Annotated in this window: 17 protein-coding genes and 1 pseudogene; 7 read left to right on the forward strand and 11 right to left on the reverse strand. The window is 72.3% G+C overall.

Annotated elements, in window-relative coordinates:
- Positions 1 to 6: 6 nt before the first annotated feature.
- The 4 genes from P1K89_RS02255 (at position 7) to P1K89_RS02270 (ending at position 6,502) form a co-directional block, all read left to right on the forward strand.
- Positions 7 to 2,136 (forward strand): sensor domain-containing protein, encoded by a 2,130-nt coding sequence (locus P1K89_RS02255; protein ID WP_284614736.1) that lies wholly within the window; start codon positions 7 to 9, stop codon positions 2,134 to 2,136.
- A 133-nt stretch (positions 2,137 to 2,269) separates the two neighbouring features.
- On the forward strand, positions 2,270 to 5,362 hold the full coding sequence (locus tag P1K89_RS02260; RefSeq protein ID WP_284614737.1) for a PAS domain S-box protein: 3,093 nt from the start codon (positions 2,270 to 2,272) through the stop codon (positions 5,360 to 5,362).
- Entirely contained in the window at positions 5,359 to 5,739 is a 381-nt protein-coding gene (locus P1K89_RS02265; protein ID WP_284614738.1) for a response regulator, read from the forward strand. Before P1K89_RS02260 ends, P1K89_RS02265 begins: the two co-directional genes overlap by 4 nt.
- 70 nt (positions 5,740 to 5,809) lie before the next feature.
- Entirely contained in the window at positions 5,810 to 6,502 is a 693-nt protein-coding gene (locus P1K89_RS02270) for a hypothetical protein (protein WP_284614739.1), read from the forward strand.
- On the opposite strand, the gene P1K89_RS02275 is transcribed toward P1K89_RS02270, so the two are convergent.
- From P1K89_RS02275 to P1K89_RS02325, 11 genes and pseudogenes are all read right to left on the reverse strand, one after another.
- Positions 6,399 to 7,595, reverse strand: a complete 1,197-nt coding sequence (locus tag P1K89_RS02275) for a DUF8744 domain-containing protein (protein ID WP_284614740.1) — start codon at positions 7,593 to 7,595, stop codon at positions 6,399 to 6,401. The two genes, P1K89_RS02270 and P1K89_RS02275, sit on opposite strands and share 104 nt — an antisense overlap.
- Entirely contained in the window at positions 7,544 to 7,867 is a 324-nt protein-coding gene (locus P1K89_RS02280; RefSeq protein ID WP_284614741.1) for a metal-sulfur cluster assembly factor, read from the reverse strand. Before P1K89_RS02280 ends, P1K89_RS02275 begins: the two co-directional genes overlap by 52 nt.
- A 101-nt stretch (positions 7,868 to 7,968) precedes the next feature.
- A pseudogene (locus P1K89_RS33380) lies at positions 7,969 to 8,127 on the reverse strand (DUF3079 domain-containing protein); the annotation flags it as partial.
- A gap of 50 nt (positions 8,128 to 8,177) precedes the next feature.
- Positions 8,178 to 8,684: a ubiquinone anaerobic biosynthesis accessory factor UbiT gene (gene ubiT, locus P1K89_RS02290; RefSeq protein WP_284614743.1), complete on the reverse strand. Its 507-nt coding sequence runs from the start codon at positions 8,682 to 8,684 to the stop codon at positions 8,178 to 8,180.
- Positions 8,681 to 9,625 (reverse strand): U32 family peptidase, encoded by a 945-nt coding sequence (locus P1K89_RS02295; protein WP_284614744.1) that lies wholly within the window; start codon positions 9,623 to 9,625, stop codon positions 8,681 to 8,683. The genes ubiT and P1K89_RS02295 overlap by 4 nt, the downstream gene beginning before the upstream one ends.
- A gap of 48 nt (positions 9,626 to 9,673) precedes the next feature.
- Complete coding sequence (gene ubiU, locus P1K89_RS02300) at positions 9,674 to 10,696, reverse strand: ubiquinone anaerobic biosynthesis protein UbiU (protein ID WP_284614745.1); 1,023 nt, start codon at positions 10,694 to 10,696, stop codon at positions 9,674 to 9,676.
- A gap of 48 nt (positions 10,697 to 10,744) precedes the next feature.
- The gene (locus tag P1K89_RS02305; RefSeq protein WP_284614746.1) at positions 10,745 to 11,134 is read right to left on the reverse strand and encodes a SirB2 family protein; all 390 of its coding nucleotides are present in this window, start codon (positions 11,132 to 11,134) and stop codon (positions 10,745 to 10,747) included.
- Positions 11,135 to 11,144: 10 nt separating this feature from the next.
- Positions 11,145 to 12,338, reverse strand: a complete 1,194-nt coding sequence (locus P1K89_RS02310) for an NnrS family protein (RefSeq protein WP_284614747.1) — start codon at positions 12,336 to 12,338, stop codon at positions 11,145 to 11,147.
- Positions 12,339 to 12,382: 44 nt separating this feature from the next.
- Positions 12,383 to 12,835 carry an RrF2 family transcriptional regulator gene (locus tag P1K89_RS02315; RefSeq protein ID WP_284614748.1) on the reverse strand — a complete coding sequence of 151 codons (453 nt, stop codon included), beginning with the start codon at positions 12,833 to 12,835 and terminating at the stop codon, positions 12,383 to 12,385.
- A gap of 20 nt (positions 12,836 to 12,855) precedes the next feature.
- Positions 12,856 to 13,137, reverse strand: a complete 282-nt coding sequence (locus P1K89_RS02320) for a DUF2249 domain-containing protein (RefSeq protein WP_284614749.1) — start codon at positions 13,135 to 13,137, stop codon at positions 12,856 to 12,858.
- Between the two features lie 109 nt (positions 13,138 to 13,246).
- Complete coding sequence (locus P1K89_RS02325; RefSeq protein ID WP_284614750.1) at positions 13,247 to 17,335, reverse strand: hypothetical protein; 4,089 nt, start codon at positions 17,333 to 17,335, stop codon at positions 13,247 to 13,249.
- A gap of 152 nt (positions 17,336 to 17,487) precedes the next feature.
- Between P1K89_RS02325 and P1K89_RS02330 the strand changes: the two genes are divergently transcribed.
- The 3 genes from P1K89_RS02330 to P1K89_RS02340 are packed head-to-tail and all read left to right on the forward strand — an operon-like array spanning position 17,488 to position 20,337.
- The gene (locus P1K89_RS02330) at positions 17,488 to 18,330 is read left to right on the forward strand and encodes a universal stress protein (RefSeq protein ID WP_284614751.1); all 843 of its coding nucleotides are present in this window, start codon (positions 17,488 to 17,490) and stop codon (positions 18,328 to 18,330) included.
- Between the two features lie 40 nt (positions 18,331 to 18,370).
- On the forward strand, positions 18,371 to 18,604 hold the full coding sequence (locus P1K89_RS02335; RefSeq protein WP_284614752.1) for a hypothetical protein: 234 nt from the start codon (positions 18,371 to 18,373) through the stop codon (positions 18,602 to 18,604).
- Positions 18,601 to 20,337, forward strand: a complete 1,737-nt coding sequence (locus tag P1K89_RS02340; protein ID WP_284614753.1) for an AMP-binding protein — start codon at positions 18,601 to 18,603, stop codon at positions 20,335 to 20,337. Before P1K89_RS02335 ends, P1K89_RS02340 begins: the two co-directional genes overlap by 4 nt.
- Positions 20,338 to 20,387 lie beyond the last annotated feature (50 nt).

Raw genomic sequence — 20,387 nt, forward strand, 5'->3', positions numbered from 1 at the left:
GCACGCATGCACGCACCGGCGGGTGACACCGGCAAACCCCCGCCGCCGGCGCGGCCGCGGCCGAGCGCGGCGGACGTCGTCGGCAGCGTGCTCGAGAACTCGCCCGACATCATCGTGCGCTATGACCTCGAGCTGCGGCGCATCTACGCGAACCCGCGCTTCGAGGAGCTCAACGGCCTGAAGCCCGAGCAGTACCTCGGCCGACGCCTGAGCGAGGTCTCGCGCATGGGCGGCCTGGCCGAACGGCTCGAGCAGTGCATGCGGCGCGCCATCGAGACCGGCCAGCTGCAGGAGCTGGACTTCGAGTGGCGCACGGTCGACGGCCGGATGCTGTGGCATGCGGTGCGCATCACCGTCGAGCGCGATGCCGAGGGCAAGCCGGCCAGCGTGCTGACCATCGCCACCGACATCACCGCGCGCAAGCGCGCCGAAGCGGCGCTGGCCACGCGCGAACGCGAGTTCCGCCTGCTCGCCGAAACCTCGCCGGACTTCATCATCCGCTACGACGTCCAGGCGCGCGTGCGCTACACCAATCCGGCCTTCCTGGTGCATCTGGGGCGGCCCGCCCACTGGTTCATCGGCCTGACGCCGGCCGAGAGCGCGCTGCCCGGCCACGAAGCGACGATGGCCGCCTACGAGGCGGTGCTGCGCGACGTGCTCAGCTCCGGCGAACCGGCGCAGCTGGAGCTGGTGCTGCCGGCGCCGAACACCGCCGGCGGCACCGAGACGCACCATGTGCGCATCGTCGCGATCCGGGGCGAGGACGGCCGCATCGAAGGGGCGCTGGGGCTGGCCCGCGACATCACGCAGGGCGTCGAGCAGCGCGAGCGCATCCGCGCGCTGGCGCTGTCCGACCCGCTGACGCGGCTGCACAACCGCCAGGCGCTGCACGACTACGCGCCGGGCCTGATCGCCGAGGCGCAGCGGCACCGCCGTCGGCTGGGCGTGATGATCCTGGACATCGACCGCTTCAAGGACGTCAACGACTCGATGGGCCATCCGCTCGGCGACGAACTGCTGCGCGAGGTCGCCCAGCGCATCGCCGGCTGCATCCGGAGCTCCGACCTGCTGGTGCGGCTGGGCGGCGACGAGTTCGCGATCGTCGCGACCAACCTCGAGGACGACCTCGACATGGCGGCGATCGCCGGAAAGGTGGAGCGCGCGCTGTTCGCGCCGATGCAGCTCGGGGGCCGCCAGCTGGTGGTCAGCGCGAGCATGGGCATGGCGCTGTATCCGGCCGACGGTGCGCTGCTCGAGGACCTGATGGCGCATGCCGACGCCGCGATGTACCACGCCAAGCGCGGCGGCGGCAGCCGCTATGCGTTCTACCGCAGCGAGTTCAGCGAACGCGCGCGCGAACGCATGGCGCTGGAGCAGGCGCTGCGCGCCGCCCAGCACGGCGAGGGCCTGGAGCTGCACTACCAGCCGCTGGTGGCGCTGGACGAGGGCCGCCGCATCGTCGGTGCCGAGGCGCTGCTGCGCTGGCGCCATCCCGAGCGCGGCCTGCTGGCGCCGGACCGGTTCATCGGCATCGCCGAGGACACCGGGCTGATCGTGCCGATCGGTGGCTGGGTGATCGACGAGGTGGCCCGCGTGGCCAGCCGCTGGAATGCCGGGCGCCTAACCTCAGGTCAGCCGCCGCTGCGGCTGTCGTTCAACGCCTCGACGCGGCAGTTCCTGCGTGACGACCTGCCGGCCGTGGTGAACGCCGCACTGCAGCGGCACGGCTGCGATCCGCGCTGGCTGACGATGGAAGTCACGGAGAGCCTGCTGCTCGAGGACAGCGACAGCGTGCGCGACGCGCTGCGTGCGCTGGGCGCCATCGGGATCGAGATCGCGATCGACGACTTCGGTACCGGCTATTCGGCGCTCGGCTACCTGAGCAAGTTCGACGTGCACTGCCTGAAGGTCGACCGCGTCTTCGTGCGCGACATCGAGAGCGACCCGCGCCAGGCCGAACTGGTGAAAGCCTTCCTGGCGATCGCGCGGGCGCTGAACCTGCGCGTCGTCGCCGAAGGCATCGAGACCGAGGCGCAGGCCGCGTTCCTCGCCGGGCAGGGCTGCCGCCTCGCGCAGGGCTACCTGTTCTGCCGGCCGGTGCCGCGCGACGAGTTCGAGCAGCGCCTGCAGGCCTGACGGCCCGCGGCCGGGTCTGCGATGGCGCAGCGCGCGCCGGCGGCGATCTCTACCCCCACGAATGAGTGGGTTGTGCGAGGATCGGTCATCGGATAGCGCCAGGGTCTGAAGGCCTCGGCAGGGGGGTGGCGCGATGGACGCTCTCGAATCGCTGTTGGCCCGCAACGGTTACTTGCCGCATGGCTATTGCTTCCAGTGGTCGCCGGGCCTTCTGTGGACGATGGTCGGCGCCGACCTGCTGATCGCGCTGGCGTATTTCTCGATCCCGCTGGCGATCATCAGCTTCGTGCGCAAGCGGCCGCAGCAGAACTTCGGCGGCGTGCCCTGGCTGTTCTCGGCCTTCATCTTCGGCTGCGGCCTGACCCACGTGATGGACCTGTGGGTCGTCTGGCAGCCGGTGTATCCGCTGCAGGCGGCGGTGAAGGCCGGCACGGCGGCGATCTCGGCCTACACGGCGCTGGCGCTGTGGCCGCTGATCCCGCGGGCGCTGAGGATCCCGACGGTCGGCGCGCTGCAGTCGGTGATCACGGCGCTGCAGGCCGAGGTCGCGCGCCGGCGCAGCGCCGAGGAGCAACTGCAGGAGATCGAGCAGCGCCTGGCGACGACGCTGGGCAGCATTGGCGCGGGTTTCATCGCCACCGATGCCGCCGGCCTGGTCACGCGCATGAACGCCGTGGCCGAGCGCGTCACCGGCTGGGCCGAGGGCGATGCGCAGGGCCAGTCGCTGTGGCGGGTGTTCGAGCGCGAAGGCGAACCGCCCGACGAACGCGACCCGGTGTTCGCGCTGCTGTCGCGCCCGGGGCCGGCGCCGGAGGCGCTGTCGGCGGTCTGCGTCGCGCGCGACGGCCGCCGCACCGCGATCGAGCTCAACGCCGACCTGACGCGTGCTGCGGACGGCAGCGCCCGCGGCCTGACGCTGGTGCTGCGCGACGTGACCCGCCTGTCGCAGGCCGAGAGCGCGGTGCGCCGGCTGGCCGCGGTGGTCGAATCGTCGGCCGACGCGATCATCGCCGGCTCGCTCGACGGCCGCATCACCGACTGGAACGCCGCCGCCGAGCGCATGTTCGGCTATACCGCGGACGAGGCCGTCGGCCAGCCGATGCAAGTGCTGGTGCCGCCGGCGCAGCGCGCCGAGCAGGCGTCGCTGTTCGCGCAGATCGTCGCCGGCCGCGGCGGCGTGTCGCTGCGCAGCGTGCGCTGCGCGAAGGACGGCCGGCAGATCGAGGTGTCGCTGACGATCTCGCCGATCCGCGACGCGCTGGGCCAGGTGGCCGGCGTCGCGAAGACCATGCGCGACCTGACGCACCAGCGGCTGATCGAGGCCGCGCTGCGGCGCAGCGAGGCGCGCATCCGTTTTGCGCTGGAATCGGCGCTGATCGGCGACTGGGAGATGGAGCTCGACGGCGGCGAGGTCTGGCGTTCGCCGCGGCACGACCGCTGCTTCGGCCACGACGAGCCGCTGCTGGTGTGGACGCGGCGCACGCTGCTGGAGCACGTTCATCCGGACGACCGGCCGGCGGTCGAGCAGAGCCTGCGCACGGCGATCGACGGGCGCGCCGAATGGCATGCCGAGTTCCGCGCGCTGTGGCCGGATGGCAGCGAACACTGGCTGCGCATGGATGGCCGCGTGCTGCCCGGCGAGCCGGAAGCCACCGCGCGCATGGTCGGCATCGTGGCCGACATCACCCCGCTGCGGCAGGCGGAAGAGGCGCGGCTGCTGGCGCAGAAGCTGCAGCAGGAGAACCTGCAGATCATCGCGTCGAGCCGGCTGAAGAGCCAGTTCCTCGCCAACATGTCGCACGAACTGCGCACGCCGCTGAACGCGATCATCGGCTTCGCCGACGTGCTGCGCGAACGCCGCGTCGCGCCCGACTCGCCGCGACACCACGAGTTCGTCAGCCACATCGCCAGCAGCGGCCGCCACCTGCTCCAGGTGATCAACGACATCCTCGACCTGTCGCGCATCGAGGGCGGCAGGCTCGAGCTGCATCCCGCGCCGGTCGACCTGGCACAGGCCATCGACAAGGTCATCGGCGCGCTCGCCGAGCCCGCGGCGGCCAAGGCGCTGCGCGTGACGGCCAGTGTCGACCCGGCGCTGCACGACGTGGTGCTCGATCCGGCGCGCATCGAACAGGTGCTGTTCAACTTCGTCTCCAACGCGGTGAAGTTCACGCCGGCCGGCGGCCACATCGCGGTGCGTGCGCTGGCCGAGGATGACGCGACCTTCCGGCTCGAGGTCGAGGACACCGGCGTCGGCATCGCCGCGGACGACCTGCCGCGGCTGTTCGTCAACATCCAGCAGCTCGACGGCGGTTATGCCAAGCGGCACCAGGGCGTCGGGCTCGGCCTGACGCTGACGCGCCAGCTCGTCGAGGCGCAGGGCGGCGAGGTCGGCGCGCGCAGCGTGCCCGGGCAGGGCAGCACCTTCTTCGCGCGGCTGCCGCGCCGTGCGCCCGGCCTGCCGCGCATGCTGCTGGCGCAGCAGGCGAAGCCGCTCGGCGATCACATCGCGCGCGAGCTGGCCGAAGGCGGCATCCCGGTCGATGCGCCGGGCAGCACCGCCGAGGTCATCCGGCTGACCCGCACCCGCCGCTACGACGGCCTGGCGCTGGCGCTGAACCGCGAAGGCGGCGGGCTCGACGCGCTGGCGCAGCTGCGCCGGGGCGATGCCGAGGCGCCGCCGGTGCGCGCGCTGGCGGCCTCCAGCGGCGACGGGCGCTTGGCGACCTTCGCGGTCAGCGACGTCATCGCCAAGCCGCTGCGCGCCGACGAGGTGTCCGACGCGCTGCGGCCGCTGCGGCCGGCGATCGGCGGCGGCGGCGTGGTGCTGGTGGTCGACGACGATCCGCTGGCGCGCGACCTGATGCAGGCGACGCTGGAAGGCTTCGGCCTGCGCACCGCGGGCGCCGGCGGCGGCCTGGAGGCATTGAAATTGCTCCCGACCCTGAAGCCCGCCGCGATGGTGCTGGACCTGATGATGCCGGAGGTCGATGGCTTCCAGGTGCTGCACCGGTTGCGGGCCGACCCGGCCTGGCGCGACCTGCCGGTGCTGGTGTGGACCAGCATGGCGCTGACCGAGGACGAGTACGCGGTGCTGGCTCGCTCGGCCCAGGGCATCGTGGACAAGGGCGGCGGTGGCGTGGCCGAGGTGCTGGAGGCCTTGCAACGATGGGCGCCGACAACCGACGCGCCCGATGCGATCGGGCGATCAACGGGGGATCGATGAACCGACCTTACGTCCTGGTGGTGGACGACCAGCCGCTGAACCTGGAGCTGGCGCGGCTGGTGCTCGAGGATGCCGGTTTCGAGGTCGAGACCGCGCCCGACGGCGAAGCCGCGCGCCAGTGCATCGCCGGGCGACGGCCGGACCTGGTGCTGATGGACATCCAGATGCCGGGCGTCGACGGCCTCACGCTCACCGTCGAGCTGAAGGCCCAGCCGCCGACCGCCGACCTGGTGATCGTCGCCTTCACCGCCTATGCGGTGGCCGGCGACGAGCAGCGCTTCCTGGACGCCGGCTTCGACGGTTACCTCAGCAAGCCGATCGACGTGCCGACCTTCGCCGGCCAGGTGCGTGCAATGCTGCCCGCGGCGGCCGGGTGATCACCCGCGATACGGCGCCGCCTTGCGCGGCGTCAACGGGGCCCGCGGCCCGCGGTGCGGCAATGGCCGGATGGACTTTCCCGCCTTCTTCGACGAGGTGCCGGCGCTGCGTGTGCACGATGCGCTGGCCGAGACGCTCGGCAGCGCCACCGACGGCATCCTCGAGTTCCGGTATGCCGATGCGGTACGGTTGACCGGTCATTCCTGCCCGACGGTCGCGTCGGCCTACTGGCTCACCTGGCTCGCGCTGCGGCAGCTGTACGGCGACGACCTGCCCGAACGCGGCGGCTTGAGCGTCGAATTCCGCGAGGACGCCCGCAGCGGCAGCACCGGCGTCGTGGCCACCGTCGTGCAGATGCTCACCGGCGCCGCCGGCCGCAGCGGCTTCAAGGGCCTGGGCGGACGCTTCGCGCGCGCCGGCCTGCAGCGCTTCGTGCCGGAGCTGCCGTTGACGATGCGCTACACGCGGCTCGACAACCGGGCGGCGATCGATGCCACTGCCGACCTGAGCCTGTTGCCGTGCGATGCGCGGCTCGACGAACTGGTGGATGGCCTGCAGCGCCGCCATGTCGACGGCGCCGACCTGCGCGAACTGGGCGAACGCTGGCAGCGGCGCGTGAAGACGCTGCTGATCGACCTGCGCGACGACCCGGCGGTGTTCATCGTGCGGCCGGTGGAGCGGCGCGCGCTCGCGCTGCTCGTGCCGCCGCCGGCGCGTTCGCCGCTGCGCGGCGCCATGCCCATGCCGCAGCGGCGATCGTGAGCGCGAACAGCACGATCGCCGCGACGTTCAGCAGCGTGCCGGCCCGGCGCAGCCCGTCGTCGGCGAGGCCGCCTGCCAGCCGTAGCAGCAGCGAGACCTGCAGCAGCGCGAGCGGCGCGTAGAAGGCCCGCGACCACGCGAGCCGGATGCCGGTGACCGCCGGCAGGATCACCGGCGCGTGCGCCATCACCATGCCGAAGACGAAGCCGAGGCCGATCGCATGCAGCGCGAGGTCGCGCGTCGGCGCACCGGCGGCCATCGCGGCCCACGCGGCGCCGCCGGCGGCGAGCCACGCGTACCCGGCGAGCAGGCACACGGCCATGTAACGGCTCAGGCCGGCCGCGTGCACCGTGCGCCGCGCGACGTCGAACAGCACCAGCCACAGCGCCAGCGCCACCAGCGCGGCACCGAAGCCGATGCCGGCCGCGCGCGGCGCCAGCGCGGTGCACGCGCTGGCCACCAGCAGCGCGGCCAGCACCAGCAGCAGCAGCGGCCGCGCGGCCGGGTGCGGCCGCATCAGGCGCGCCATCTCCAGCCGCTCGGCGGCGATCGTCAGCACCAGGAAGTCGAACCACCACGGCAGCACCAGCGGTGCATCCACCCCGAGCGCGAACAGCCCGTTGCCGGCGAGCAGCGCGAGCGCGCCGGCCAGCAGCAGCGCGGTGTGCGGTGCCGCCTGGCGCTTGAGCACGACGAGGTTGACCGCGACGAACGCGAGCGACGCGGCCAGCCACAAGGCCTGCGCCGGCGCGGCCAGCCCCGCCAGCCAGGCCAGCGTGCCGAGCGCCGAGGTCAACGGCGCGACGAAGACCGCGGTCCGTCCGGCGGTCGATGCGCCGTGCGACAACGCCACCGCCCGCTCGACGCCGATCACCGTGCCGAGGAAGCCGACCATCATCAGCGCCGCATGGCCGAGCGCCGCGCGGGCGGCCGCATCCGCCGGCAGTGGTGGCAGCCAGTGGCCCAGCCCGGCGCGCAGCAGGCCGCCGGCGATCGCCGCGAGCAGCGCGGTGGCGACCAGCGCCACCAGCAGCGCGCGGATCACCAGCCCATGAAGCGGCGGGCGTCGGCGCTCATGCGTTCGGGGGTCCACGGCGGCTCCCAGACCAGGTCGACGTCGATCGTGCAATGCGTCGGCAGCACACGCTCGAGCTCGCGGCCGATGTCGTCGACGATCACATCGGCGACCGGGCAGGCGGGCGTGGTCATCGTCAGCTTCACGGTGGCCACGTCGTCGGCGATCGTCACGCCGTAGATCAGGCCGACGTCGACGATCGACAGCGCGACTTCCGGATCGACGACGCGCTTGAGCGCCTCGATCACGTCGTCGTGCAGCGCGTCGGGACCGTCGTAGGGGAAGGACATGGCGTCTCCGCGGGCGGTGGGCCTGCCGATGATGGCGCATCTGATGGCGCACCGGATGGGGCACCGCAGGTCTCGTCAGTCTGCGCCTGCTGTGGCGAGTCCAGGCCCCACTCGGCCCAATCCTCGCCGAACAGCTCGGACGGGTGCGGCGTGCGCACGCTGCCGTTGCCGCAGATCATCGCGTCGGATGCGCAGTAGCGGTCGCAGCCCCAGCACACCCGCTCGGGGTGGGCGGGCTGGATCGGGAAGCGACGGGCCATGGGGGGCGTTCCGGTGGGGCGGTGCGGTGGCCGATCCGGGGGGCGATCGGTCAGCGGGCGCCGCCGCGCCACGGCAACCAGTCGGGGCCGATCGCGTCGAGCGTGTTCTTCAGCACCAGGCCGAGCTCGGTGTCGCCTTCCATCACCAGGCGGCGCTCGAAGAACAGACGGTCGGGGTCTTCGAGGCCGCGGGCCAGCGCGAGATAGGCCTCGGCGCAGGCGCGGATGGTCAGCGCCGCGGGCTCGCGGTCGCCAGCGGCGGCGAAGCCGCGCGGGCCCAGCCGCAGCCGCACCCGCAGGCCGAAGTCGCGCACCTCCAGCGCCACGACGCGGCCCTGCAGCGCATCGACCGCATCCTGCGGCAGCCGCGGCAGCAGGCGCCGGTTCAGCGCCAGCGCCAGCAAGGCCGACGGCGGCGCGCTCGGCAGCCGTTCGGCCACGTCGGCGAGGCGCCGGTGCAGCGCAGCGAGAGGGAGCGGCAGGCCGCGCGGCACGGGACGTTCGGCCGCCGGGGCGGAACCTTGGGCCGCCGAGTCGGCGGGGCTGAAGCTCGTCATGGTTCGATCCAGTTCATGCCCGGGGCGCGCCGGGCGTAGCCGTTGGCCAGCGGGCCGGGCACGCCGAGGCCGCGCCAGTCGCCGGTGCGCGAGCCGGCGGGCTCGCCGTGGTTCATCACCGCGTCGAAATCGCGCAGCACCTGCTCGAAGCCCTGTGCACACGGCGACAGCCGCAGCCGGCGCACGCCGGCGGCGCGCAGCGCAGCGGCGTCGTGCAGCAGGCACTGCACCGCGGCCGACTGCGTCTGCGTGCCGTTGAGCACGAGGAAGGGCGCGCCTTCCGTGGTCTTCATCGGCAGCCCGTCCGGGTCTTCGAGGCACCGGTACTCGCAGGCATCCTTGGCCAGGCGGTGGTGGCGTGCGGTGAAGCAGCGCGCCGAGAACGACAGCGGCACGCGGCCGAAGGCCCAGGCCTCGGTCTCGATCGCCGCATCCAGCGGCGTGCGCACCGGGTCGGCCGGCGGGTTGATCGCCGCCAGCGAGTCGAGCGGCAGCTCGATCGGCGCGACCCAGCGCGTCGCGCCGAGGCCCGCATGTTCGACCAGCGCGGCGCGGCTGTAGATGTTCAGGTGCGGGCCCAGCACCAGCGGCACGCGGCCGACCAGCAGCTGCAGCGCCGAGGCGTCGTTGGCCTCGACCGCGAACCCGTCCTGTTCGCCCAGGTGCTCGATCAGCCGCAGGTCGGCTTCGGTCTCTACCAGCACCTGCGCCGCGAGCACCACGGTCTTGCCGGCCTGCTGCAGCTCGCGGCCCAGCGCCAGCCAGTCGGCCAGGCGCAGCTCGCGGCGGCGCGCGCAGACCGCTTCCCCGATCACCAGCGTATCGGCCGGGCTGTCGGCGAGGCCGGCGTAGAACTGCAGCAGCGTCGCGCGCGGCCAGAAATAGAGCACCGGGCCGACCGTCAGGCCGAGGCGGGTGCTATCTGTTGAAATGAGCGTCATGGTGTCGGTGCGAGATGACGGCGGATTCACCGCGGAATCCCCGCGGAATCATCGCCAGGGGCGGTCATAGGCCCCCAGCGTCTGCTGCTGGCCTTCCGCATGGCGCGCCAGCTGTGCGGTCCAGGCCGGCGCCACGCTGTACGGCCCCGGTCCGGCCGCGGCATCGATCGCCGCACGCCACACCCGCGTGACCTGCTCGACATAGGCCGCGCTGCGCTGGCGGCCTTCGATCTTGATCGCCTTGACGCCGATGTCGATCAGCCGCGGCAGCAGGGTCAGCGTGTTCAGGCTGGTCGGCTCCTCCAGCGCGTAGTCGCGCCGGCCGTCGACGACGAAGCGGCCCTTGCACAGCGTCGGGTAGCCGCGCGGCTCGTCGGGCGCGTAGGTGTCGATCAGCACGTCGTTCAGCCGCGCTTCGACGCCGGCCGTGGTGTCGTTCCAGCGCACCGCCGAGGCCGGCGAGCAGACGCCGGCGTTGTTCGGCGAGCAGCCGGTGGTCCAGGACGACAGCGTGCAGCGGCCCTCGACCATCACGCACAGGCTGCCGAAGCCGAAGACCTCGATGTCGACGCCGGTGTGGCGCGCGACCTGCGCAACTTGCTCGATCGTCAGCACGCGCGGCAGCACCGCGCGCTGGATGCCGTAGCGCTGGCGGTAGAACTCGATCGCCGCATGCGTGGTTGCCGACGCCTGCACCGACAGGTGCAGCCGCAGCGACGGGTGGTGGTCGCGGCACCAGGCCATCACCGCGCTGTCGGCGACGATCAGCGCATCGGCGCCGAGCGCCGCCGCGCGGTCGGCGGCGCGGAACCACGGGGAGGGGTCGCGCGCGTCGGCGAAGGTGTTCAGCGCCATCAGCACCTGCGCGCCGCGGGCGTGGGCATAGGCCACGCCGTCGCGCACCTGCGCATCGTCGAAGTTCAGGCCGGCGAAGTTGCGCGCATTGGTCGCGTCCTTCAGGCCGAGGTACACCGCGTCGGCGCCGGCATCGACGGCGCACTGCAGTGCGCGCAGCGATCCGGCGGGGCAGACGAGGTCGGGCTTGGATCGGGGCTTCACGGGATCGGGCATCACGGCCCGCACTGTGCGGGCGAGTCGCGAGGGCGGTTTTGCCTCAACTCAAGTGAAGGCGAAGAAGCCGGCAGGCCGCTTGGTGATCGCCACTGTGACGATCCAGACGAAGGTGGCCAGCGCGGCCAGCCAGGCGAGCGCGCGCAGCGGCAGCGGCGTCGACGGGCGCAACGCCACCACGCCGAGCCCGATGTAGGCGAGCAGGCCGAGGATCTTCGCCAGCAGCCAGGGCGCCTCCAGCGGCGACAGCCGCAATGCGAAGGCCATCGCCAGCGCCGACAGCAGCAGCACCGAATCGACGATGTGCGGCAGCGTGCGCGCCGGCCGGCTGCGCACCCAGGCGGCGCCGGCCAGCGCCGCGGCGCCGCGGGCGAAGAAGCCGGCGAACGACAGCGCGACGGCGGCCTGGTGGATCGACTTCAGCAGCGGGTAGTCCATCCCGCCAAGGCTAACCCGGCTGGCCGTCTGCGCGCGGGCGGATCAGCGTCGGCGCGTAGCGCAACGCATACAGCGCGAAGCCGGCCGACCACAGCGCGGCCGAGCCCAGCACCGCATGCAGCGTGGCGGCGGGCGACAGCATCGGCACCAGCACCCGCACCGGCGCGGCCAGCAGCACCAGCGCATAACACGCGATGTCCACGTGGTCCGCGCGCAGCGGGCGCCCGGTGTGGCCGCGCGCGGTGCGCGTCATCATGCCGATGATCAGCCCGCCGGCCGCACCGACCGTCAGCGCATGCACCGCGAGCGACGGCGCCACCCAGCCGAGCGGGCCGGCGGCGCGCAGGCCGAGGTGCAGCGGCACCCAGGCATAAGCGACGTGAAGCACCCAGACCAGCGGCGTGCGCAGCGTGCGCCAGGGTTTCCAGAGCGCGAATCGCCAGCCATGCGCGACCGCCGCGACCAGCGCGACCAGCGCGAGCACCGCCCCGGGCGCGCGCAGCAGGTCCGCCGCCAGCAGCGCCAGCAGGCTGCCGAGCGCGGCCTTCTCGACACGCGCGTCGCGCAGCGCGCCGGCCAGCGGCACGCCGTTGTTGGTGAACATCGGGATCACGCGGCCGCCCATCACCGCGAGGATGAAGAGCACCACGTCGAGCCCGAGCTGCACGCCGATCCAGTCCGGCAGCGTCAGCAGCTTCAGCTGCGTCAGATGCAGCGCGGCCTCGGCCGCCGCCATCAGCAGCAGCAGGCCGACGAAGAAGTAGTTGCGCCGGTTGCGGGCGCGCCAGAACGGGATCGCCAGCGCGATCGCCGCGGCGAGCGGGAAGGCGGTGGTGACCAGCGCGGCGGCCCAGGCGAAGGGCGTCAGCACCAGCACGCGGCCGGCCAGCCACAGCGCGGCCAGCGCGGCCAGCGGCGCGCCGGTGGGCGTCGGGTGGCCGGTCCAGTTGCGGCCGGCGGTGAACAGGAAGCCGACGATCACCGCCAGCGTGAAGCCGAACAGCATCTCGTGCGCATGCCACAGCGGGCCGGCGAGATAGGGCCGAGCGAGCCAGCCCGCGAACTGCGCGGCCCACAGCGCGATCGACAGCGCGGCGAAGCTGCTGGCCAGCAGGTAGAAGGGGCGGAAACCGAGGGCCCACAGCGCGAAGCCGCGCGGCGGTTCGGCCGGGGCCGGTTCGTGGAGGGTCAGCACGGGCGTCATGGTGTGCGCTGCAGGGTGGGCGCCGCTTGTCGACGCCATCGCGTTCAGGCGTTGCCGGCGGCCGGCCGGATGAACAGCGCGCGTGTCAGCGTGGTGCGGTTGTAGACGAGGTCGGCCAGCGTGTAGCCGTCCAGCACCGCATGGAAGGCCTCGACCGCGTCGCGCAGCACGCCGCGCAGGCGGCAGATGCGGGCGATGGAACAGTTGTCGGGCGTATCGCCGAAACACTCGGCGGGCATCGCCGCGCCTTCGGTGGCCCGGACGACGTGGCCGATCACGATGTCTTCCGGCAGCATCGCCAGCCCGAGCCCACCGCCCTTGCCGCGCACCGTGGCGAGCCAGCCTTCACGCCCGAGGAAATGCACGACCTTGGTGAGGTGGTGCTCCGACACGTCGAACGCGGCGGCGATCTCGGCCACCGTCGCGCGCCGGCCCGGCTCGGCGGCCAGGTAGATCAGCACGCGCAGGCTGTAGTCGGTGAAGGTCGTCAGGCGCATGGCCTTGGTTCCGTCGAAGTTCAGCCGTTGCAGCAGCCGCCGCAGCAACTGCCGCCGGCCTTGCTGGTCGCCAGCCGCGTGATGCGCACGCGCCAGGTCTCGGGGCCGGATTCTAGGTAGTCCCAGCCGAAGCCGCCGGGCAGCTCGGCCTGGAAGTGGTGGTACAGCGGACGCGGGTCGTGGTCGTTGACCAGTTGCATCGCCTCGCCCGCGGCGAGGCCGCGGAAGGTCGAGAAGATCAGCGGATGGCGCTCGCGCGGGGGCAGGGCGCGGACGTCGAGGGTGGTGCTGGCGCTGGTCATCAAAAGGGGCTCCTGTCAAAGGTGCACGTTGAATGCATCAATTCTAGGAATCGCCCTCGCCCGGCGTTTGCGCCATGTCAATGGCGGGGGCCCGGCGCGCCCCTCGGGCTCAGGGTCGATCGGCGGCGGGTCTTTCGCCGATTCGCCTGTACACGAAGGGCGGTGGCTTGATCGGCGCGGCCTGAGGGGCAGGGTCGGCGGCGAGGATCGAACGCCGGACGGCGTTCGACTTGCGCCGGCCCTCCGGCACGGTCGTGCAGGACCAGTCGACCCAGTCCCAGAGCGGGCCCATCCGGCAGGTCAGCGTCAGCGAGCCGGTGGTCGGTCCGATCGAATCGACCCAGTTCCTGGTGGTGTCGGGCAGGAACGGCGGCCCGTAGTCGTCCGCTTCGCAGAAGTTCCCCTCTCCGTCCCCCCACAGGATGTTGCCGCAGGCAGGCTTGGTCGGCGAGCAGAAGGTGTTCGAACCGACCGGAACAAGGGTTCCGCTCACGCATTCAGCGTCCAGGAACCCATACGGTGCCGAGTTGATGTCCGTCCACTGGATGCGTGCGCCGGAGGGTGCCCACTTCTCGTCCCAGCCGTTCCGGGTGTCAGGGAAGCAGGTGGGGCCGCCCGCTGTCCACCCCGACGCGGCGAGCGCGTCCACGTTGCAGGCCCCCGCCTGCAGCGTGCACGACGGCGTGCCGACCGGCGTCAGCGTGCCGTCGGTGCATTGCAGGGTGATGGTCCCGGTCTCCGGTTCGTAGGTGTCGGTGAAGGTCCGCTGCGTGCCGGAGGCGATCGTCTGGTCGAAGGTCCACGCGCGGCAGGTGTAGCCGTTGGCCGTCCAACCCGTGGTCGGCAGGTAGGAGATGTCGCAGGCGGCGGGGCCGCTGGCGTTGCAGGTCGGCGATCCCGTCGTCGACAGCGTGCCGTTGCCGCAGCTCAGCGAGATGGCGCCCGTCGTGGGCTGCTGGCTGTCGGTGAGGTCGAGCGTCGCGCCATGGGCCACCGAGCCGGGCAGGCTGTCCGGCATGCAGGTGTTCGCGCCGACGGTCCAGCCGTTCGCGGCCAGCGACGCCGTGCTGCAGCCCTGGGGAGGCGGGCTGCCGGCCGCGCACGACGACTGCCCCACCTGGTTCAGCGCGCCGTCATTGCACTGCAGGCTCACGCCGCCGGTGTTGGGCTCCTGCGAATCGACGAGGTGCAGCATCTGGCCCGATGCGACGCTGGCTGGAACCGAATCGGGCCTGCAGTTCGCTGTGCCCACGGTCCAGCCGGCGCTCGCGACGGCCGCGGTGTCGCAGGCCTTCGCCGCCGAGCTGCTGCAGGACGGATCGCCGACCGTCAGCAGCGTGCCGTTGACGCACTGCGCGTTCATCGTGCCGGTGGTCGGCCCGGTGGCATCGGCGAGCGCCAGGCTCGCGCCGGAGGCAACGCTGGCTGGTGCTGAATCGGGCTTGCAGGTCTGGCCGCCCACGGTCCAGCCATTGGCGACGATGTCCGCCGTTTCGCACGGCACCGCGGCGGTGCTGCAGCTCGGCGGCTCGATGTCGCTGAGCTGCCCCTGGCTGCACTGCGCGGTCAGCACGCCCGTGGTCGGCGCCTGGGTGTCCCGCAGGGTCAGCGTGCTGCCGGAAGCCACGATGACCGGCTGGCCGAAGTCGGGAGCGCACGCCGAGCCGCCAACCGTCCACGACGTCGGCGCGGTGCAGGCCGTCGCGCACGTGCCCGCCGCGGCCGGTGCCGCGGTGCCGTCGTGGCATGTCCAGGTGATCGAGCCGGTCGTCGGCATGCTGCTGTCCTGGTGGGTCAGGCGCTCGCCGGAGGCCAGCGTCGTCGCTTGACCGGGATCGGGCGTGCAGCTCGCGTCGCCCGCTTTCCACGACGTTGGCAGCGTGCAGCTCGCGGCGATCGTGCAGTTCATCGCCGTGGGCGGCTGCAGCGTGCCGTTGCTGCAGGACCACTGCGCCGCGCCGGTCGCATTGCCGGTGCTGTCGCGGATGATCTCGCTCTCGCCGGAGGCGATCGCAGCCGGCTGGCCGGGATCGGGACTGCAGGTCGCGTTGCCGACCTTCCAGGAGGCCGGAACGGCACAGCTGGTCGCCGTCTGCCGGCACACCAGGCTGGAAGGTGGCGCCAGGGTGCCGTCCAGGCATGACCAAGTCACCGAGCCGGTGGTCGCGCCGGCCGTGTCGACGTGCTTCACGCTCGTGCCCGAGGCGATCTGCGTCGGCTGCCCTCCGTCGGGGCTGCAGGAGGCCGCGCCGTCGGACCAGGCGCTCGGCGCGGTGCAGCTCGCGGCCGGGCGCCGGACGTTGCAGGCGCGCTGCTTCAACTCCAGCGCCCCCTTGTTGCAGGACCAGTTGGCGAAGCCCTCGGTGCTGCCGATCGAGTCCGCGATCACGCGCGTGGTGCCCGACTGAACGACAGCGGGCTGATCCGGGTCCGGCGCGCAGGTTGCGCTGCCGACGCTCCAGGACGCCGGCAGCGGGCAGTCGAGGGTCGTGACCACCGTTGTTCCCTTGTCGTCGGTGCCGATCACCAGGTTGTCGAGCACCCGGTCGTAGCCGGTGCCGTCGGCGCGGAACGGTGTGGTCAGCGGATCGAAGCGGGCCGGGTCGATGCCGGCGCCGCGCAGCAGCGGGCTGATGCCGGGATCGGTGCGCATCGCGGCGAGCGCGCTGTCGAGTGCCGACGGATTCGAGGCGATGATCGCCGGCGTCAGCCCCGAGGCCCCGGGATAGCCGGCCGCCCGCGCGATGTCCGACGCGATCTTGTCGCTGAGTCCGGTCACGGCGACGAACGCATAGCGGTTCGGGACCAGCGGCTGCGTGCTCAGCGAGTGGCGCACGACCCCGTCGGGCCGCGCGACGCTGACGACGATCGGCGCCTCGAAGCCGGGCGTCCTGACGCGAAAGTAGCCGTTGGCCTGCGTCGTGCCGTAAGCCTTCCTGCCGTTCCTGTCGGTCACCGTGACGAGGCCGCCAGCGATCGGTGCACCATCGCCCGCGGTGCCGTCCGCGCCACCGGCGTCGCCACCGTCGCCGCCGAAGCTGTCCTGCACGCGCGCCTGCGCGCCGCAGGTCGCGTTGATCAGGTCGATCTCCAGGCCGCGGGTGGTGCAGAGGACCGCGGCCTCGCCGGTCGTGCCGCCTGTCGAGTCGGTCATGCCGAAGCGACCGCCCACCGCGATCTGCTCGGGCAACACGTCCGGGCTGCAGGCGTTGAGGCCTTCGGCCCAGCTCAACGCGAAGGTGGGCCGGCATGGCTGCGCCGCCGGCTGGGCGCAGCTGGCGTTGGCCGGCGCGGACAGCACGCCGTCCGTGCAGGTGAAGGTGGCCTGTCCGAGCAACGAGGTCGATGCGCTGAACGTGTGGCTGCGGCCAGAGGAGATCTGCTCGGGTTCGCCGACGTTGGCCGTGCAGCTGCGGCCGCCGGCGGTCCACGCCTGTCGCGGCGTGTTGCACGCCCGCTCGGGGACCGCATCGCACACGGCCTGCCCCTTCACCGCCAGGCTGCCATCGGTGCAGGTGAAGGTGGCGCTGCCGTGCGTGGCGCCCAGCGCGTCGACGTAGCTGACCGAATCGCCGGACTCGAGTTCGAGTTTCTGGCCGCTGTTGGGCGTGCAGGTCAGCCCGCCCACCTCCCAGGACGTCACCTGGCACCGGCGCGCTTCGGGCTGACAGTCTGCGGGGAAGACCTGGCAGGCGAAGGTCTCGACCCGTCCCACCTCGAGCATCTCGTTGTTGCTGATCGGCCCGAGCACGTAGGCGATGCCGTTGGCGACCGCGGCGTAGTTCCCGGTTTGCGGATAGTGCCGGTAGGCATACGGCGGAAAGGTCAGGGTCGGCTGGTGCGTCGGGAAGAACTGCGGATAGGTCCGCTCGGCCCAGTCGAACAGCTCGTCCGGCGTCGGCGTGCGGGGCGCAGCCGTGGCCGCCAGGGCCCGTCGGCGCGGGTGCTGGGTCGTGGTCGAGGCGGACGCCGCGTCCAGGCCAGCGAAGCGACGGACGCAGGCGCCGTCGATCACGTGGTGCCGGATCAGCGACGCGGCGTGCGGCCGGTCGGGCCGGCAGAACGAAGGGTCGACGGCCGCCACCTCGGCGTGGCTGAACGGGTTGCGCTGCGCCTGCTCCGCGCCGTCCTGCCGGCCGCCCCCGCACGAAACCAGCAGCACCGTCAGGGCGACGCGAAAGGCACGCGACCGGTTCATGGGCTGTCTCACATCCGGCGGGAGAGGCGCATTGCAACACTTCGTGAACCCGCAGAGAAGGCCTGCGCCCGGAATGACCCTGCAGGCCGGCCGTTCCGACGGTTTGCGCTGGCGCAATGGACGCCATCCCGACGGCGTTCAGAGTTGTCGGCATGACCTACCGAAGCCTGCTGACCCTGCTCGACAACGATGCGCGCTGCCCGGTGCGAACGCAACTGGCGATCCAGCTGGCGCATGCGTTCGAGGCCCATCTGGTCGGACTGGCCCCCACCGGCCGCATCCAGTGGCCGACCAGCGTGCACGGCGCGGCGATGCTCGACGAGTTCGCCGGCATCGCGTGGGCGGCGCTGCACGGCCAGGCGCAGCAGGCGACGGAGCGCTTCGACGAGGCCTGCCGCGACGCGCACCTGGCTTCGAAGGAGACCGTGGTCGTCGAGGAGGACGAGGCGGTCGCGCTGGTGCGGCATGCGCATTGCAGCGATCTGGTCCTGCTCGGCCAGCCCGACCCCGATCAGGCGGACTACCTGCTGCGGCGCGACATGGTCGAGGGCGTGGTGCTGCAGAGCGCGCGGCCGACGCTGATCGTGCCGTATGCCGGCCGATTCGGCGACGTCGGGCAGCGCGTGATGGTGGCCTGGGACGACAGCCGGGAGGCCGCGCGGGCGGTGACCGATGCGTTGCCGCTGCTGCGCCGCGCCGCGCAGGTGCAGGTGGTGGCCTGGCAGGAACGGGGGCTGCAGGGCGAGGTGCCGCTGGCCGAGCGCCTGGGCGCGCTGCGCCAGTGGCTGGCGTGGCATGGGGTGGTCGCCGAGACCGCCGTGGAAACGAGCAGCGTCGCAGTTGCCGAGGCGATGTTGTCGCGGGCGGCTGACCTCGGGGCGGACCTGCTGGTGATGGGCGCCTACGGCCACATGCGCTGGACCGAGCGCATGCTCGGCGGCGCCACGCGCAGACTGCTGGACGCCATGACGGTGCCGGTACTGATGTCGCACTGACCGACGGTGAATCGAGTTGAACTGAATGGAGCGAACAGCGATGGCAAAGGACATGATCGCGAGCAACCCGGCGGCGCTGGCGCCGCTCGGTGCGGTGCACGACAGCTTGCGCTGGATCGACGGCGGCAGCGCCGCGATGCAGGCGTGGCTCGAGTTGCAGCAGGCGCTGTGGCAGCCGTGGTGGGACCTGCAGGCCGAGTGGATCCGCCAATGGGGCGCGACCCCGTGGCTGGTGCCGGCGTTGTTGCCGCGCGGCGTGGAGCAACTGGGATGAACGGGCAGGCAACACCGATGCGCGAGGGCGCCGGCGCGCGGGGCACGAAGCCCTGGCTCGCCCGCTATCCGGCCGGCATCCCGGCCGAAGTCGACGTGCAGGCCTTTGGCTCGCTGGTCGAGGTGCTGGCCGATACCTGCGGCCGGCATGCGCAGCTGCCGGCCTTCCGCAACATGGGCGAGGCGCTCAGCTACGCCGACCTCGACCGCGCGAGCCGCGACTTCGCGGCCTGGCTGCAGTGCGTGGCGACGCTGCCGCGCGGCGCGCGCGTGGCGATCATGCTGCCCAATCTGCTGCAGTATCCGATCGCGCTCTTCGGCGTGCTGCGGGCCGGGCTGGTGGTGGTCAACGTCAATCCGCAGTACACGCCGAGCGAGCTCGAGCACCAGCTGCGCGACTCGGGAGCCTCCGCCATCCTGGTGCTGGAGAACTTCGCGCACACGGTGCAGCAAGTGCTCGAGCGCAACCCGGGCTGGAAGCTGACGGTGCTGACGACGCAGGTCGGCGACTGCTTCGCCGCGCCCAAGCGCTGGGTCGTGAACGCGACCGTCAAGCACGTGAAGAAGATGGTGCCGGCCTGGCACATCGACGGCGCGATCCCCTTCGGCACCGCGCTCGAGGAAGGCCACGCGCATGCCGAGGCCTTCGATCCGGTGCCGCTCGCGCGCAGCGACCTCGCGTTCCTGCAGTACACCGGCGGCACCACCGGCGTCGCCAAGGGCGCGATGCTGACGCACGGCAACCTGGTGGCCAACGTGCAGCAGCTCGCCGCGTGGATCGGCAAGGACCTGCTGGACGGCCGCGAGACGCTGATGTGCCCGCTGCCGCTGTACCACGTGTACGCGCTGACCTCGATGCTGGTGTTCGTGAAGATCGGCGCCTGCAGCGTGCTGGTGACGAACCCGCGAGACCTGAAGTCGTTCATTGCCGAACTGCACCATGAGCGCTGCAGCGCGATCATCGGGGTCAATACGCTGTACCGCGCGATGCTGGACGCGCCGGGCTTCGAGACGATCGACTGGGGCGGCCTGAAGGTGGCGGCCGCCGGCGGCATGGCCGTGCAACGCATAGTCGCCGAGCGCTGGCACCGGGCCACCGGCACGCCGCTGATCGAGGGCTACGGGCTCACCGAGACCTCGCCGGTGGTGATCTCCAACCCGCTGGACATCGGCGAGTGGACCGGCACCATCGGCCTGCCGCTGCCGTCGACCGACGCCGCGGTGCTCGACGACGACGGCCGCGAGCTGCCGCGCGGCGAGGTCGGCGAGATCTGCCTGCGCGGGCCGCAGGTGATGGCCGGCTACTGGCAGCGCCCCGACGAGACGGCGCGCACCATCGTCGACGGCTGGCTGCGCACCGGCGACATGGGGACCTGCGACGAGTCCGGCTGGTTCCGCATCACCGACCGCAAGAAGGACATGATCATCGTGTCCGGCTTCAAGGTGTTCCCCAACCAGATCGAGGACGCGGTGGCGCTGCATCCCGGCGTGGCCGAGGTGGCCGCGGTGGGCGTGCCCGACGAACGCAGCGGCGAAGCCGTGAAGCTGTTCGTCGTGCGTGCGGACCCGACGCTGACCGAAGCGGCCCTGCTCGCGCACTGCCGGCAGCACCTGACCGACTACAAGCTGCCGCGCACCATCGAGTTCCGCGACGAGCCTCTGCCGAAGACCAACCTCGGCAAGATCCTGCGGCGCGCGCTGCGCCCGGCACCCCCGACGGCACCCCCGGCCTGACGCCGCGTGGCCGGCACGCCGGCGCGGCCGGCCGGCCGGACACAACCCGT

The sequence above is a fragment of the Aquabacterium humicola genome, from assembly GCF_030167915.1.
GTDB classification, from domain to species: domain Bacteria; phylum Pseudomonadota; class Gammaproteobacteria; order Burkholderiales; family Burkholderiaceae_C; genus Pseudaquabacterium; species Pseudaquabacterium humicola.

Coding starts and splice junctions, on each gene's coding strand:
- P1K89_RS02255 (WP_284614736.1), top strand. CDS start 7: ATGCACGCACCGGCGGGTGACACCGGCAAACCCCCGCCGCCGGCGCGG.
- P1K89_RS02260 (WP_284614737.1), top strand. CDS start 2,270: ATGGACGCTCTCGAATCGCTGTTGGCCCGCAACGGTTACTTGCCGCAT.
- P1K89_RS02265 (WP_284614738.1), top strand. CDS start 5,359: ATGAACCGACCTTACGTCCTGGTGGTGGACGACCAGCCGCTGAACCTG.
- P1K89_RS02270 (WP_284614739.1), top strand. CDS start 5,810: ATGGACTTTCCCGCCTTCTTCGACGAGGTGCCGGCGCTGCGTGTGCAC.
- P1K89_RS02280 (WP_284614741.1), bottom strand. CDS start 7,867: ATGTCCTTCCCCTACGACGGTCCCGACGCGCTGCACGACGACGTGATC.
- ubiT (WP_284614743.1), bottom strand. CDS start 8,684: ATGACGAGCTTCAGCCCCGCCGACTCGGCGGCCCAAGGTTCCGCCCCG.
- P1K89_RS02295 (WP_284614744.1), bottom strand. CDS start 9,625: ATGACGCTCATTTCAACAGATAGCACCCGCCTCGGCCTGACGGTCGGC.
- ubiU (WP_284614745.1), bottom strand. CDS start 10,696: ATGCCCGATCCCGTGAAGCCCCGATCCAAGCCCGACCTCGTCTGCCCC.
- P1K89_RS02305 (WP_284614746.1), bottom strand. CDS start 11,134: ATGGACTACCCGCTGCTGAAGTCGATCCACCAGGCCGCCGTCGCGCTG.
- P1K89_RS02310 (WP_284614747.1), bottom strand. CDS start 12,338: ATGACGCCCGTGCTGACCCTCCACGAACCGGCCCCGGCCGAACCGCCG.
- P1K89_RS02315 (WP_284614748.1), bottom strand. CDS start 12,835: ATGCGCCTGACGACCTTCACCGACTACAGCCTGCGCGTGCTGATCTAC.
- P1K89_RS02320 (WP_284614749.1), bottom strand. CDS start 13,137: ATGACCAGCGCCAGCACCACCCTCGACGTCCGCGCCCTGCCCCCGCGC.
- P1K89_RS02325 (WP_284614750.1), bottom strand. CDS start 17,335: ATGAACCGGTCGCGTGCCTTTCGCGTCGCCCTGACGGTGCTGCTGGTT.
- P1K89_RS02330 (WP_284614751.1), top strand. CDS start 17,488: ATGACCTACCGAAGCCTGCTGACCCTGCTCGACAACGATGCGCGCTGC.
- P1K89_RS02335 (WP_284614752.1), top strand. CDS start 18,371: ATGGCAAAGGACATGATCGCGAGCAACCCGGCGGCGCTGGCGCCGCTC.
- P1K89_RS02340 (WP_284614753.1), top strand. CDS start 18,601: ATGAACGGGCAGGCAACACCGATGCGCGAGGGCGCCGGCGCGCGGGGC.